General features: G+C 66.7%; 13 protein-coding genes. 4 read left to right on the top strand and 9 right to left on the bottom strand.

Going from position 1 to position 14,830, the window contains the following annotated elements; all coding sequences use genetic code 11:
• Positions 1-22: 22 nt before the first annotated feature.
• From AC3WT0_RS08635 to AC3WT0_RS08625, 3 genes are all read right to left on the bottom strand, one after another.
• On the bottom strand, positions 23-169 hold the full coding sequence (locus AC3WT0_RS08635; RefSeq protein WP_492753105.1) for a hypothetical protein: 147 nt from the start codon (positions 167-169) through the stop codon (positions 23-25).
• On the bottom strand, positions 162-1,082 hold the full coding sequence (locus AC3WT0_RS08630) for a HEPN domain-containing protein (protein WP_492753104.1): 921 nt from the start codon (positions 1,080-1,082) through the stop codon (positions 162-164). Before AC3WT0_RS08630 ends, AC3WT0_RS08635 begins: the two co-directional genes overlap by 8 nt.
• A gap of 234 nt (positions 1,083-1,316) precedes the next feature.
• Positions 1,317-2,606, bottom strand: coding sequence for a type II restriction enzyme NmeDI-related protein (locus AC3WT0_RS08625; protein ID WP_492753103.1), 1,290 nt, complete (start codon positions 2,604-2,606; stop codon positions 1,317-1,319).
• A 718-nt stretch (positions 2,607-3,324) separates the two neighbouring features.
• Here AC3WT0_RS08625 and AC3WT0_RS08620 point away from each other — a divergent pair.
• The 4 genes from AC3WT0_RS08620 to AC3WT0_RS08605 all read left to right on the top strand — a co-directional run bounded on the left by AC3WT0_RS08620 (position 3,325) and on the right by AC3WT0_RS08605 (position 10,033).
• Positions 3,325-3,876, top strand: coding sequence for an RNA polymerase sigma factor (locus AC3WT0_RS08620; protein ID WP_492753102.1), 552 nt, complete (start codon positions 3,325-3,327; stop codon positions 3,874-3,876).
• Positions 3,876-4,883 carry a FecR family protein gene (locus AC3WT0_RS08615; protein ID WP_492753101.1) on the top strand — a complete coding sequence of 336 codons (1,008 nt, stop codon included), beginning with the start codon at positions 3,876-3,878 and terminating at the stop codon, positions 4,881-4,883. Before AC3WT0_RS08620 ends, AC3WT0_RS08615 begins: the two co-directional genes overlap by 1 nt.
• A 108-nt stretch (positions 4,884-4,991) precedes the next feature.
• Positions 4,992-7,922 carry a TonB-dependent receptor domain-containing protein gene (locus tag AC3WT0_RS08610; protein WP_492753100.1) on the top strand — a complete coding sequence of 977 codons (2,931 nt, stop codon included), beginning with the start codon at positions 4,992-4,994 and terminating at the stop codon, positions 7,920-7,922.
• Positions 7,916-10,033: an Atxe2 family lasso peptide isopeptidase gene (locus tag AC3WT0_RS08605; protein WP_492753099.1), complete on the top strand. Its 2,118-nt coding sequence runs from the start codon at positions 7,916-7,918 to the stop codon at positions 10,031-10,033. The genes AC3WT0_RS08610 and AC3WT0_RS08605 overlap by 7 nt, the downstream gene beginning before the upstream one ends.
• Here the strand turns inward: AC3WT0_RS08605 and AC3WT0_RS08600 are convergent.
• The 6 genes from AC3WT0_RS08600 to AC3WT0_RS08575 form a co-directional block, all read right to left on the bottom strand.
• Complete coding sequence (locus AC3WT0_RS08600; RefSeq protein WP_492753098.1) at positions 10,013-11,695, bottom strand: asparagine synthase-related protein; 1,683 nt, start codon at positions 11,693-11,695, stop codon at positions 10,013-10,015. The two genes, AC3WT0_RS08605 and AC3WT0_RS08600, sit on opposite strands and share 21 nt — an antisense overlap.
• A 77-nt stretch (positions 11,696-11,772) precedes the next feature.
• Complete coding sequence (locus AC3WT0_RS08595; protein WP_492753097.1) at positions 11,773-12,438, bottom strand: lasso peptide biosynthesis B2 protein; 666 nt, start codon at positions 12,436-12,438, stop codon at positions 11,773-11,775.
• A gap of 60 nt (positions 12,439-12,498) precedes the next feature.
• Entirely contained in the window at positions 12,499-12,630 is a 132-nt protein-coding gene (locus tag AC3WT0_RS08590; RefSeq protein ID WP_492753096.1) for a benenodin family lasso peptide, read from the bottom strand.
• A gap of 96 nt (positions 12,631-12,726) precedes the next feature.
• Positions 12,727-13,311, bottom strand: a complete 585-nt coding sequence (locus tag AC3WT0_RS08585) for a GntR family transcriptional regulator (RefSeq protein WP_492753095.1) — start codon at positions 13,309-13,311, stop codon at positions 12,727-12,729.
• Positions 13,308-14,192 carry a phytanoyl-CoA dioxygenase family protein gene (locus AC3WT0_RS08580; RefSeq protein WP_492753094.1) on the bottom strand — a complete coding sequence of 295 codons (885 nt, stop codon included), beginning with the start codon at positions 14,190-14,192 and terminating at the stop codon, positions 13,308-13,310. The genes AC3WT0_RS08585 and AC3WT0_RS08580 overlap by 4 nt, the downstream gene beginning before the upstream one ends.
• Positions 14,193-14,197: 5 nt before the next feature.
• Positions 14,198-14,830, bottom strand: coding sequence for an acyl-homoserine-lactone synthase (locus AC3WT0_RS08575; protein ID WP_492753093.1), 633 nt, complete (start codon positions 14,828-14,830; stop codon positions 14,198-14,200).

Genomic DNA, 14,830 nt, shown 5'->3' with positions numbered 1-14,830 from the left:
GTGCTTTGAATCGCAATATCGGTCAATCGATGGTGCCGGTAGGCAGCGCATGATCGCAATATTCGGAAGTCCTGATCTGGCCACCATCGAACGCTCGGATAGTGTCGGCGGTCCGCCAGCAGTAGGTATTCTGGCTGATCTTCACCGGCCGGATGGGCAGCCTAATCACCGGTGCGCTCTTCCGCCGCCGCATGGCGAAGCTGCTCCAACCGTTCCAGCGAGACCTGCTCGACGATCCCGCGCAACGTGGTCACGCACGCGAGGATTGCATTCAGATCCTCAACGGTGATCTCATAGGCGGTCGAATAGCGCGCCTCGACGTAAGCGCGCTTGAGCAACTGGAAACGGCGGCGGTCGATCCGCCGATCGCGCGGCCAGGCGTCGATCAGTCTCGGCTCGTTGTCCTCGGCAAGCGAGCGCAGGAACTTGATATTGTGCGAGCGCGGGAAATAGAGCGTGCGCGCCAGCAGGAAGCAGATGTACGCGCGCTCAACTGCCTGGTGGAGCGTGAACGCGGCGTCTTTTCGCTTATCTCTTTGGATGCAGAATTCGGCGATCTCGATCGCGTCATCCACCTTGGTGAGCCACTCCCTAAAGTAGCCGTTCGCCATCTCACTGGCGTCGGCTGCCGTTAGCGGCATCGGTGTGGTGAGCGGGTGGCAGGGCAGCTCGTAGAGGATGATGCCGTCGCGGGCGATGTCGACCCAGAAATACTCGCCGCGCTTGAGCGACTGGTTCACCTCGTCGAGCGAGTGGACGATGATGTTGACCGGCCGGGCGATCTCGGCATCGCGAAGAATGCGGTCCTCGGCGACGTACCAGTAATGCGCGATGTCGGTCAGGTCTTCGTGGTTGACCACCACAAGCAGGTCGAAATCAGATTGGTAGCCGTTGGCGGGCTCATCGACCCAATCGTCGCGGGCATAGGAGCCGAACAGGATGATCTTGAGGATCTTGCCGTTCCTGCGGCTGGGCGTCGTCGCCTTGCCGATCGCCTCGGCGAACTCCTCCATCAGCACGCCCTGGACACGTTCCAGTTCGCCCTGCTGTACCGCCGGCAGATGATCGACATCTTTTCTCATTGCTCGGAATCTTCGGCGACCAGTCGTCGCTTGGCAAGCGCCCGTTGTCGAAAGAATATTTGTCGCGCTACTATCGGCAGGTTCGGCGATTCCGGATGGCCGGCAGCAACAGTTGCCGGCGCGCGTTACCCACGCGGTTCTCAACTTCCGGGATCGTCGGACACCACCGAGGCGGAGCTGGCCCGCCGATGGGTAAGCGATCTGGCCATCGGATGCTCTCCGGCGCGTTACCTCTCAGGGAAGTGGGCGCGAGATTGCCTTGATCGCCTTCAGTCCCGAGCCGAACCGCGCGATGGCGTCGCGATGCTTCTCGAGTTCGGCATAGGGCAAGTATGCGAAGTCGAGATCGGCAACTCGGCTGAAGGCGGGCCGCCTGAGCTGCGCGCGGACATCGGCTTCGCGCGCGTCCGGTGCAACCAGGAACAGCCCTGCGGCCGCATGTAGATCGCCGCCCGACAGCGCGAGATCGAGCATGCGCACGATTCCCGAATAGATCGAAGTCGAGTGCTCGACTTCGAACGCAGCCGCGACGTGCTGATTGGCGCCCAGCCACAGGACGTCGATCAGCCGGATCGAATCCGCGCCGGGGCTGACCGCAATGGCTTCGGGCAGATGCTCCAGACAGCCTTGCCCGAGCGGCATGCCCCCGTGCAGCCGGCCGCGATCGTTGGCGGCGATCCACACGTCATAGCCTAGCGCCAGCCCCAAATCGCGCAGCCACGCCTGAATCTCGGCATGGGTGCGGTCGCTTTCGCTCTGCTGCGAAGCCACCTTGTCAAGCTTGCGCGCTTCGGCGCGCGCTTCTTCGAGCCGCGCCAGCCAGTCCTTTCCGCCCGCCAGGTCGAGCGGCGGCGCGGGATAGCGGCCCGACCCGATGTCGAACAACAGCCCGCCGATCGCGCCCAGGTCATTCGACAAAAGGTCGCGATATCGGTCGTTGAGATCGAGAATGCCCGCGCGCATCGCCAGAAAATGATCCCAGGACCCAAGCTTCACCTTGGCGCCGGTCAGCGCGTTGTAGCCATTGACGATGGCGGTGTTGAATGGCGGTACCAGCGTAGGGTGCAGGAAGTAGAGCAGGTTTGCGACCGCTGGTCCCAATCCCTTAATCTTGAGCGCATCGATCGCCCGGATATGCGCGATGATCTCCTCGGCCGTGTCGCAGCACGAGCAATTGTCGAGCAGCTGACCGAACGCGCGCTGATTGTCGGGATTCTCATAGATGTCGGGGATGCGCAGCTTCGGTTTCCACAGAAAGGCATGGTCCGCTCCCTTGAAGATCTGCCGCTGCTCGGCGACCGAATGGACGACCGTCTCCAGTGATGATCCCCGATAGGCGACGCCGAAGGTCCCGGCGCGGATTTCCGCGACTACTTGGCCCAGGCCACGGCGGATCGACCGAAAATTCTTGAGCCGCTCGTCCCAGAGGAACCAACTGCGATAGGTGGCGCCCGGGTCGTCCCGCCAGCGGCGAATGAGCTCACGCGCGAGATCGTTGCCGGTATCCGCCACGTTTGCACTCATTCTCCGCCCCCCGCCTATTCACCCGTTTGCCCGCACGGTAGCGCGGGCTGGACCACCGCGCAGCAGGCAATATTGCGTTTGTCGAGGCGACATTGTGTAACGACATCCACGACCAACGGCGGTCTGCCGATCACAACGTCTTCGATTTGCGGGATGAACGCGGGGGGCCAGCGGAGCGCACGCTGGCGGTTTTCTGCGAAACCGCCAGGGGTCGCGCGTCTTTGTGACCGCGTGGCACACTTCCTCCGCCCGGGGGGCGCGGCGGCGGCTGGCCCCCAGGCCCGCGCGCACGCCGCCGCGCCGGCCGGGCTCCACAAGGGTGCGTTTGTTGATGCGCTCCTTTCGGAGCGCAGGATTGGTTCGAATATTGTCTCCCAATCGGATGCATCTCGAAGCGAGGATTCGCGTGCATCTTGCGTTTCCGCCGATCGCGGTTCTACGTTCGGTCCGCAGCGCCGGTCGGCGGTGCAGAGGCGTGAGAACCTCTTTGGGTCATATTCTACCGGGCACGAGCGGCCGGGTGGCTGACGCGCATGTCCAGGCCGTTCGCGGCTAAAGGCGTCAGCGCAAGTTCCCAAACTTGTTCTCAACACCCGGCTCCTCGGCCGGCCCGCCTCGCGACTGGGAGGCGGACGATGGGCTGCGGAATCGAGCGGGACGGACGGGTTTGCGGCCGGTTCAGATTGGCCGCGCGTGACCGTCGGCTAGGCCGCGCCTGATGCCGCGCCACGCGCCCCTGCCCGATGCGCTCGACGATCCCGAACCTTCCGGCCCGACCACGATGGAGCTCGAAATGCTCTATCGCAACGAGCAGCACGCGCTCGTGCGGTTCTTCACCCGCTACCGCGCCAGCCCCGACGATGCGCGCGATCTGGTCCAGGAAGCCTTTCTGCGGCTTTCGCGGATCGATTTGCGCGGCGGCGTGATCGCCCGGCCCGAGGCCTATCTGCGCCAGATCGCGCGCAACCTGCTGCGTGACCGCGCGAAAGCGGCGCGCCGCCATGCCGAGGCGCTCCATGTGCCGTTCGACGATGAAGCCATTTCGGATGCGGATGAAACCCGCCGGCTCGAGGCGCGCGATAGCCTCAACCGGCTCGAAGCTGCTATGGCGCGCCTGAAGCCCAAGACTCGGGAGATATTCATGGCGCATCGGCTGGACGGGTTCAGCTATGCCGAAATCGCGGAGCACACCGGCATGTCCGTCAAGGGTGTCGAGAAGCAGATGAGCCGTGCGATCGTCGAGCTCAGGCGGCTCATGGATCGCGTTTGATGCCAGTGCCGGGCGGAAGCCCCAGCGATCGCGCGCTCGAACAGGAGGCCGGGGACTGGTTCGCGAAAATGCGCGGACCCGATGCCGATCGCCATCGCCTCGACTTCGAGCGCTGGCGCGCCGCCGATCCTCGCCGTGGCGCCGCTTATGCCGAGCTGGAGCAGGTCTGGCACCTTTCGGGCGGGCTGGCCGGCACGCCGATCGGCCGTGCACGGCATCTGCCGGAACGGCGCCCATCGTTCTTTGCGCTTCCGGGAATACGCCCGGCGCTGGCGGCGATTGTGCTTGTTGCGATCGTCGGTGCGGGAATCTTCATCTGGCGCGCACCGTCCGAGCCTGGCCCCACGGTCGCCGCCAAAGCCGGTACGCCTGCGGTCACGCGCGTCGGCGAGATCCGGACCCTGAAGCTCTCAGACGGCTCGACCGTCACGCTCGACACCGACAGCGCGATCGAGGTCGCCTTTTCGGATTCGGAGCGGATCGTCCGGCTGACGCGCGGCCAGGCGCGGTTCGATGTCGCGCACGATACAGGTCGCCCGTTCATGGTCGAAGCGGGCGATCGCACCGTCGTTGCGCACGGTACCGTATTCGACGTTCGCGTCGGCCGCGATGGCGTGCGGGTCACGCTGCTACGCGGCGCGGTCGATGTCCGCGGGCACGCGCCGGGCGGAGGCAAACCGGCGACGCTGGCGCAGCTGACACCCGGGCAGAGCTTCTCGGACGCGACCGGTGCGGCACCGCAGGTCGCGCCGGCGCCCAAGGGTGGCGAGCAATGGGTATCGGGCATGCTCAGCTTCGATGGCGCACCGCTTGCCGAGGTCGTCGACGAGGCCAACCGCTATTCGCCGCACAAGCTGCGGCTGGGCTCGCCCGCGCTCGCCTCGCTGCGGGTGACCGGCGCCTTCCGCGCGCTCCCCACCGAAGAGCTGGCCGCGAGCCTCGCCGCGGCATTCGATCTTCGTGTCGCCCGTCTGCCCGACGGTGATTTCGCCCTGAACGCACGCTAGCCACAAAGAGCTTTCGCCCGCTTCCCTCCATTTTGGGGGGTAATCCCGCTTTTCGTCGTCAAGCCCCCGACAGCCGCATCACCGGCGTCGAGCAAAGGGGAGACGAACATGCGATTTGCGAAGATGGGGGCGCTCGCTCTGTCCACCGCCATGGTGCTGGTGGCACCGGCGGCGATGGCGCAGGCGAGCGAGGCGCGCGACTATGACCTGCCGAGCCAGCCGCTCGGCGATGCACTCCGCCAGGTGGCGCTCCAGTCCGGGCGGCAGGTGATCGTCGCCAGCGAGCTCGTCGACGGGCTGCGCGCGCCAGCGCTCAAGGGCCGGTACGATGTCGATACGGCGCTCGAAATGCTGCTGCGCGGCACCGGGCTGAATGCCGTCCGCGTTGGCTCGACATTGGTCGTTCAGCGGGTACCGGCTGGCGGGAGCGCCGACGGAGCGGATGCCGGCAGCAGCGAAATCCTGGTCACGGGCACCCGGATTCGCGGCCGCGGTCCCGTCGGCGTGTCGGTCATCACCATCGACCGCGCCGCGATCGACCAGAACGGCTTTGCCACGACGCAGCAGATCGCGCAGTCGGTGCCGCAGAATTTCGCGGGCGGCGCCAACGAGAATACCAGCGGATCGATCACTGGCGCTGGCAACGGCAATTCCGGGCGCGGCTCGGGCGTCAATCTGCGCGGGCTCGGCCAGACTTCGACCCTGCTGCTGCTCAACGGCGACCGGCCGCCGCTCGGCGGGGTGGCGGGCACCTTTGCCGATCTGTCGATGATCCCTGCCTCGGCGATCGAGCGGGTCGAGATCGTGCCGGACGGATCGTCCGCCATCTACGGGTCCGACGCGGTGGCCGGCGTCGTCAACATCGTGCCGCGCCTCAATTTTCGCGGCGCCGAGACGAGCTTCCGCATCGGCACCGCCGACGGCGATTCGCAGGAATATCAGTTCAGCCAGATCTTCGGCACGCGCTGGTCAAGCGGCAACGCGGTCATCGCCTATGAATTCTACAAGCGCGACCGGCTGCGCGCGGCCGACCGCGCCTTCGCCACCGACGACCTGCGTCCGTTCGGCGGGCTCGATCGCCGCGGCAATTATGCGAGTCCCGGCACGATCTTCGCGGGCGGCCAGAGCTTCGCCATCCCGCGCGGCCAGAATGGCGTCGGATTGACCCCCGGCCAGCTCACTGCCGGCACGATCAATCGCGGCGACAGCTGGTACGGCGTCGACATCCTGCCCGAGCAGCGCCGGCACTCGCTGTTCGCCGCGTTCAGCCAGAATCTCGCCCCCAACCTGCGCTTCTACGCGCATGGCTTGGCCACCTGGCGCAATTTCGATCAGGCGGTGCGATCGAGTTCCGATGCGCGCCGGACGGTGCCCGTCACCAACCCCTTCTATGTCGACCCGATCGGCACGCACCAATCGGTCGGGGTCAACTACAGCTTCGTTCGCGACCTCGGCAACGAGCGCCAGCGCGGCCTGGTCCGCGCCTATGGCGCAACGGCCGGGCTCGAGGCGACGTTCGGGCGATGGACCGTCGATGCCCATGGCACATGGGGCAGGCAGGCCGAACGCTATGAGCTGCTCAACCGAATCAACACCGCGCGGCTCGCGCTGGCGCTCGCGGACACCAATCCGGCGACCGCCTACAATCTGTTCGGCGACGGTCCGTCGACCAACAAGGCGACGATCGACTCGATCCGGGGCTATAATAAGCGCGATTACAATGGGACCGTCTGGTCCGCGACGCTGCGCGCCGACGGTCCGCTCCTAGCGCTGCCGGCCGGTGATGCGCGGCTCGCGATCGGCGGGGAATATCGCGAGGACCGCTACCGCGACGGCGCGACCATCTCCTACACCTCGACGCTCACGCCTACCACGACGCCGCCGGCTCCGCTGCTCGACGTCCGCACCGTCAAAGGAGTCTATGCCGAGCTGCTGATCCCGGTGTTCGGCGGCGATGCCCGGCTTCCCGGCTTCCATCGCCTCGACTTCTCGGCGGCGCTTCGCAGCGAGGACTATAGCGATTTCGGGCGCACCACCAATCCCAAGCTGGGTCTTACCTGGGAGCCGTTTGCCGGCCTCAGCTTCCGCGGAAGCTATGGCAAGTCGTTCCGGGCGCCCAGCTTTCAGGAGCTGCGGCAGGACCCCGCGACGATGGGCTATTTCGCCTATGCCGCCGCCGATCCGCAGGCGCCGGGCGGCACGTCGAACATCCTGGTGATCCGCGGCAACGATCCCAATCTGAGGCCGGAGCGCGCGACGACCTGGACGCTGGGCGCCGACCTGAAGCCGGGTTTCGCCCCCGGCTTTCATGCGGGTGTGACCTGGTTCAACGTCGATTATCGCGACCGCATCGCGTCGCCGGCGGCCAATCTCGCGAACTTCCTGGTCAACCGCGACATCTATGCCCCGATCATCACGGCCAACCCGTCGCCCGCGCGCGTTGCCCAGCTCTTCGACTCGCCTTATTATCTCGACCTGTTCGGCATCCCCCGCACCGCGACTTTCGTCGCCGAGGTCGATGCGCGCCTGCAGAACCTCTCGGTCGTCAAGCAGTCCGGGCTCGACTTCGATATCGGCTATGCGCTCGATCTCGGGGGCGGTCGTGCAGAGCTCGGCGCGGTCGGTACCTGGATCTTCCATATCCGGCAGCAGCTGACGCCCACCGCCAAGGCGATCGACGTGGTCGGGACGGTCGGCAATCCGGTGGATCTGCGCATCCGGGGAAAGGCGGTCTGGACGCGCGGGGGCTTTGGCGCGGCTCTGTTCGTCAACTATGTCGACGGCTACACCAACAAGACCACGGCGGCCCCGGAACGCGTCAGGTCCTGGACGACGTTCGACCTCAACCTCAGCTATCGCTTCGAGCGCGAGCGCGGCCCGCTTCATGGTCTGCGCATTGCGCTCAACGCGACCAATCTGTTCGACTCGAAGCCGCCCTATGTCGCCTATTTCGTCGGCACCGCAACCAGCGGCTATGACCCGGAGAATGCCAACCCGCTCGGACGCGTCGTCGCGCTCCAGGTGACCAAGTCATGGTAAGCCGGGTCGCGCTCATCGGGCTCGCGCTCTTCCTGCCCGGGATCGCCAACGCGAAAGCCACTTCCTGTGCAGAACGCCTGCTACCGTCCGCTTCCGCCGCCGCCGGGTCAAAGCGGCCGATCACCGCACGGGATCTGGTCGAGCTGCGCGACTTCGGCCGTCCCGATACCGGGGCGATCGGCGAGCCCTTCAATCTTTCGCCCGATGGCCGCCATGCAGCGCTGACGCTCCGGCGGGGCAACCCCGACAGCGACGATTATTGTGTGGGTGTGGTCCTGGTCACGCTCGATGGTCGCGCCCCGGCGCGTCTGCTCAATGTTGGAGGGGACATCGTCCCTTCGACCTATGACCTGCGCGGTTTGCCCGCGATCCCCAACGGCTCGCCCAAGGCAGCCACGCCGATCTGGTCTCCCGATAGCAAGAGACTGGCCTGGTTGCGGCGGGATCGCGGCGCCACGCAAGTCTGGCTAGTGGGGCTCGATGGCCGCCCCGCGACACAACTGACGCGCCTTTCGACCGATGCCCTGAGCATCGCCTGGGCGAAGGACGGCCGCACGATCCTCGTCAAGACGCGCCCCTTGCTCGACGCCGGGTTCGCCGCGATCGAGCGCGAAGGCAGAAGTGGTTATCACTATGACGCGCGCTTCGCGTCGCTGTTCGAAAATCGTCCACGGCCATCGCTTCCGCTGCCCGAGGAAACCAGCGCACTGGATGTTGTCAGTGGTGCGGTGCGACCCCTCTCGCCTGCCGAAGCCGCCAGGATGATGTTCGCGGGCGAAGCCAGTCGTCCGCCCGGCGCGACACTCTTCGCGGAGGCGTCGTCCGGCGACCGCGCTTGGACTGCATTGGCCGATCCGGAGCACCCTTATGGTCCCGACCGGCTGCATGTCGTGGTCGACGGCAAGGAGATAGCCTGCACCTCCGATGTCTGTGATGCGCATATCGGCGGGCTGTGGTGGATCTCCCCCGGCGAGCTTCTCATTGAACGCTATGGGGGGCCCGAAAATGGTGGGCGGGTCGCGTTGTTCCGCTGGCGCCCTGCGGCGGAAGCCGCACCTTCGATGCTGTTCGACACGGTGGAATCGCTGACCGGCTGCCAGCCCCTTGGCCGAGACCTGATCTGCGCCCGCGAGACCGCAATACAACCCCGCATGCTTGCCCGCCTCGATCCCGAGACCGGTGTGGCGACGACGCTCTACGACCCCAATCCCGAATTCGCTTTCATCCGAATGGGCAGCGTCGAGCGGCTCGTGTGGACCGATCGTGAGGGCGTTCCGACCTTCGGCGACCTAGTCCTTCCACCGGACCATAAGCCCGGCGAACGCCATCCGTTGATCGTCGTTCAATATCAGAGCCGCGGTTTCCTACGTGGAGGAACGGGCGACGAATATCCGATCTTTCTCTATGCCGCCAAGGGCTATGCCGTTCTGAGCTTCCAGGCCCCAAACAGACTGCCCGCGACAGACGCGGCGCCCGACCTCGACGCTTTGCAGCGGATCAATGTGCGCGATTGGGCGGGTCGGCGACGCATCTTCCTCGGTCTCGACGCCGGTGTCGACATGGCGATCACTCGCGGCAGCGTGGATGAGGAGCGTGTCGGAATCACCGGCCTGAGCGATGGCGGCAGCACGGTCCAATATGCGCTCAACAATTCGTCCCGCTTCAAGGCAGCCGTGATCAGCTCATGCTGTGACGATCCCAGCACAATGTTCACGGTCGGGCCGGCCTACCGCGATGCCGCACTTCGCTGGGGCTATCCGCCGCCGGGCCAGGAGGCGCGCGCATTCTGGGCGCCGCAATCGCTGGCGACAAACGCTACGCGTCTGACGACTCCGCTGCTGATGCAGCTGTCAGATGCCGAATATCGAATGGCGACCGAGGGCTTCTCGGCACTCGAAAGCGCCGGCGCACCCGTCGAGATGTATGTCTTTCCGGACGAGCAACATGTGAAAGCACATCCCGCCCATCGTTTGGCCGTTTACGAGCGTGGCATCGCCTGGTTCGACTTCTGGCTGCGCGACATGGTGTCGAACGACCTTGCCCGGCAGCCGGAGCTCGCGCGGTGGCAGACAATGAAGGCGCGCGTGCGATCAGCCCAGCGGTTGCCCTGACCGGCGTTCCCAGTTCGTCGCCCAGGCCTCAATATCGGCCAGTGCGAGCAATTGCGGGAGCGCCTCGCTGTCGAGCGCGCCGCTGTCGAGTACCGTGCGAACTGCCGGGCGGTCGAGAAATCCCTGGCGCGACAGGGTGCCGTCGAGCAGCATCTCCCGCAGGAGCGGCCGGTTGGCATGGATCAGTCGCTGTGCGAAGCCATCGAAGCTCCCCTTGGTGCGCCGGTCGATGACGGCGGCGGGCAATCGGTCCCGAAACGCCTCACGCGCGATGGCCCGATTGTTGCCGCCCGAGCACCACAACCAGCTTGGGATGCGCAGGCATGCCTCGAGCAAGGGCTGCGACATGAGCGGCGAGACATAGGGCGCCAGCGCCTCGCGCCCATAGCCCTCGAGATGGTTCTGGATTCCGATCAGCGACCAGACATGGCGGCGTTTGCCGGGCGGAATGTCGGCGGGCGCCTCCAGCCATGGATTGCCGGAAGGCCAGGGGAGATTCTCGCGGACCTGAGCGGCGGCGAAGCGGTTGGATCGTGGCCTCGGCAGCCTTGTGTCCGGCCGCCGCCAGCGCCGTGCCGCCACCAGCAGCACTTGCCAGACATTGGTCCGCGACAGGCGGGCGACCTCGTCGGCGGTCCGGAGCAGGCCGCGTCCGACGCCCTGCTGCATGAAACGGTCGACCACCGGCAATGCCGACTGGAGCAGGCAGAAGACATTGTCGCCGCCCGCGCCGCCGATGAACCCGTCGGCACCGAGCTCGGTGGCAAGCGACTGGATCGGCCTGTCCAGTGCCTGCGAGAAGTTGCGTGCGCACGGCCTCGGCAGGTGCGCCGCATCCGAGCGCGCGAGGTCGACCGCGTCCACCGCCAGGGACAAGGGATGGAGGGGCAGGCCCAGATGCGCGGCGACGGCGCGCGCATAGGGCAGCTCGTCCGGATCGCCCGGCGCCGGCCCGAAGGTCAGGCATGCCGCCTGCGATCCGGCCTCGTGGCCGCCGGCGGCGACGATCGCCGAGTCCAGTCCGCCCGAAATCTCGAGGAGTGGACGCGTGAAGCAGCGGCGCCAGGCCCGCAACACATCGCTGGCGGTATCGCCCAGCAGCGCGATCGCCGCCTCGCGCTCGTCGATCTGGCGCGCCGCGTCGGCAAAACGCCAGGGAGACCAGGCGCAGCGCGTCGACAACTCGTCGCCCGTCAGCCGGGCCGCCACGCCGGGCAGCAATTCGCTGATGCCGCGCAATGCCGTTTGCGCTGGCCTGAGATCCCGGAAGACCAGCGATTGGGCGATGATCGTCCAGTCGATCTCGGGCGCGAGCAGGCTATATTCGAACAACAAATCCGGGCGCGACGTGATGATCTGCGCGCCGTCGATTGCGGCCCGATAGCAGGCCACGGCGCCCGAGGGGTCGCGCAGGATTTCCACCCCGTCGTCGAGAGCGCGGATCGCGACGTAGCCGCCCCAGAACCGGCTCAGAAATTCCTCGGCTGCGCCTTCTACCGCGCGCTCGCCGTCGGCGAGCCGCGCGTTGGTCTCCCGGTCGAACAGATGGCCCCAGATGACGCCCCGCCCTTCGGGCAGCATCAGATGCGCGGCACCGGGGGCGCCAAGCACCAGCAGCCCCGGGGCATCGACGAGCGACCTGAGATCCTGCGCATCGCGCAATGACGCGATGAACGTGCCGAGCCTCTCCGAACGGGAATGTCCGGGTGGCGACAGGAGCGCGAGAAACGCCGCATTGTTCATACGGCCAGGATCGGCGTGAAACGCGAGACGTGATCATAGCTGTCGTTCAGGATGGCGTTGCGGACTTGCAGCCAGCAATGCGCCTCGAACGGATCGAGCTTGACGCCGAATACCAGCATGGCGGCCAAGCCGCGGGCCGTGAGCCAGCGATCGAGCGCGAGCGAATCGAGCAGGCAGTTGCGGGCAAACGGCGCGAGTGAACGCGATCCTGCGAACGCCGCTGCCTGTCCCAATGCCGGTGCGGTGTCGGCTCCGGTACAAGCTACCCGACGGCAGGCATGCTCGCTCAAAATGGCGTGAAGCGACTGAAGCCGCAGCTTCGCCAGCGTCAGGGCGAGAATGGCGGCGATCCGCCACGGTCCAGCCGTCATACCCCTGTCCTCGTTCGGCAGCCCGCAATCCAGCGCGACCGGAACGGTCACACGCTCCTTGAGCGCATTGGTCGGTTCGGGGTCCCACGCGCGCACAGTTCCGGCGCGGCAGAGCAACGTGCGAACTGCTGCCGGCGGGGATGCCGCATGCGCGCAATCGAGCCAGCTCCGCATCGCGGACTCGGCCGAGGGCGGCACCAGGAAGTATCTGTCCTGCCGCACGTCGAGCAGCACCAGCCGCCCGGAAGCGGCGCAGATATTCGCGTGCGGCAATATCCGCCAGAAGGCCATATCGCCCGTCAGTCGGACCGACGTCGCCGGCCCGGCAAGCGCCGGGCCGACGCGCGCCGATCAGTCCTCGGAAAGGCCGGCTTTGACCTGCAGGCCGGAGGCATCGATGATGCCTTCGTCCAGGCCCTGGGTCTCGACGCTCGCGGCGCCCAGATCGATGAGGTCGACGGCCTCGTTGGTTTCGCGGTCCATGGTCATGCTCCTCGTCGCGGGATGCGACGGAGCGGAGGATCGGCGGACCGCCCGGCTATAAGAAGATTATAATGGGATTATAATCGCCGGGCGCGCTTACCGATCTTCGCGGTGACGCAGCAGTGCCGGAACCGCCCGCATCCGCCGCAAATGATAGCGGCGGACGGCCTGTGCCTGGCCGGAATCGCGAATCGCCAGCTCGTCGAGCTCGCCGAGAATTGGCTCCAGCACCGCTTCTTCGATCATGCGGAACGCGTGCAGCCGGTCGCTCGCGCCGGCGATCGCTGCCCGAACCTCCAGATTGGGCACGTCGGCGGCGATCCGCTCGAACAGCAACGCGGTCCGATCCGCCAGCGTCGCGGGCTCGGGATCGTCGAGGTCCAATGCGGTGGTCGTTCGCGCGGTGCGCAGGGCGATCAGGGTCAGCGCCGAGTTCCACTCGTAGAGATCGCGCAGCGCCGCCTCGGTGAAATGGGCGACGTGAAACCCGTCGCCGCTACTTGCCTCGACCAGGCGTTCGCCCGCCAGCCGGTGGAGCACGTCGCGCACCGGCGTCATGCTCACGCCGAGATCGCCGGCCAGGCGATTGGCCTCGAGCCGCGTGCCGGGGGCAAAATGCCCCTCGCGGAGCATCTGCTTGAGCGTCACATAACTGCGCTCCATCGCCTGTACCGGGCTCATCCGCCGCGCTCCTGCGCCTGGCGGTGCGCCGCGACCGCCTCGCGCTGGTCGGGCCGAAGCGCATCGATCGCGCCGATATGCTCGGGCACGTCGTCGCCGAGCAGCACCGACGGGCAGATGCCCTCGTAATTGCCGAGATTGGGCCGGTGCTGCGCATAGCCGACCAGCGCCGCGAGCGCCGGATCGAACCGTCGCGCGGTCGGCGGCGGATAGGCGAGCCACTGATTCTCGTAAGGCTTGAGCCAGCCCAGGCAGTAGCTGACCACGACAGCGCGGCGGATATCGCCGGTCGCATTGGCGCCGGCGCCGTGCAGCGTCGAACCGAGAAAGACGATCGCGTCACCGGGGTTGCAATCGGCGACCACAGTGCCGCCGGGAGTGTCGTCGGCCAGGGCATTGCGTCCGTGCGAGCCCGGATAGATCAGCGTCCCGCCATTGGCGGGCGTGAACGGCGTCAGCGGCCACATCACATTGACCAGATACTCGACCTCGCCCTTGACGCCCTGCCACATGTCCTGGTCGCGGTGCGGAAACTGCGCCGGCGCTCCGGGATGAAGCGCGATCGCCTGCATGAGGTTGAGCTGCAGGCGATCGCACCAGGGCAGCAGCACATGCTCGGCGAGACCGAGGATTGCCGGGTTCATGACGAGCTCCGCGGCATGCGGCGAGCGTTTCAGCAGGCTGCCGAACCTTTTGGTCCGGGCGCCATAGAAATCGCCCGAGCAAAAGGGCGTCGCCTCGAACAGCGGACCCAGGTCCGCGTCGAGCGCGGCGATCCGCTCCGCGGGCATCGCTCCGCCGACGATGCACCAGCCTTGCTGGCTCAGCGCGGCGGTGGTGCCGATGCTATCGCCAGCGGCGACCAGAGGTTTACGGGTCATGGCGGTCACCTCCGCGCGCCGGCGGCGCGCAGCGGCGCGACCTGCGCCGGTGCCGCAGGCGACCAGATGCCGGCCTCGGCCAGGAGCGCCGGCGTATTCTCGGTGATCCGGATCCGGAGCGCGCCGAGCAACTGGCTGCCATACCGCACCGGCAGGCCGAGCGGCATGCAGTCCCAGCCGAAGCTCAGGATCTGCTGCAGCCAGCCCATCTCGGCGACGCCGGTATAGGTGGTGATGCCATTGGCGAGCGCATAGTCGGCGAGCGCGGTCACAAGCTGGTTGCGGACCAGCCGCCGGTCGCGTGCCGAAAGCCGCCGGTCCAGGCAGAAGCGCGTGATTTCGCGCACGGCGTGCCCGCACGGCGGCGCCTCCTCGCACAGGTCGGCGAAAAGCGTGTCGAGGATGTGCGGCCGGTCGGTCGGGAGCAGACGGGCGGAAGCCAGATGCTCGCCGCCCGCGTCGGTCAGGATCAGATATTCGGCATGCGGATCGTCGAACTGGTCGATTTCGAAACGCCCGTCGAGCACGGGCAGGTCCCATTTGAGAAGGTCGACGAAGACCTCCTTGCGGGCGGCGAACATCGCGCGAAGCGCATGATCCTCGCCTTGTCCCGCGGCAGTCGTGATGAGTTGGGCCAT

The sequence above is a fragment of the Sphingomonas sp. EU05-FHT14C10 genome (genome assembly GCF_058790595.1).
The sequence above is the reverse complement of the archived record's forward strand: the minus strand, read 5'-3'. Positions and strand labels throughout refer to the sequence as shown.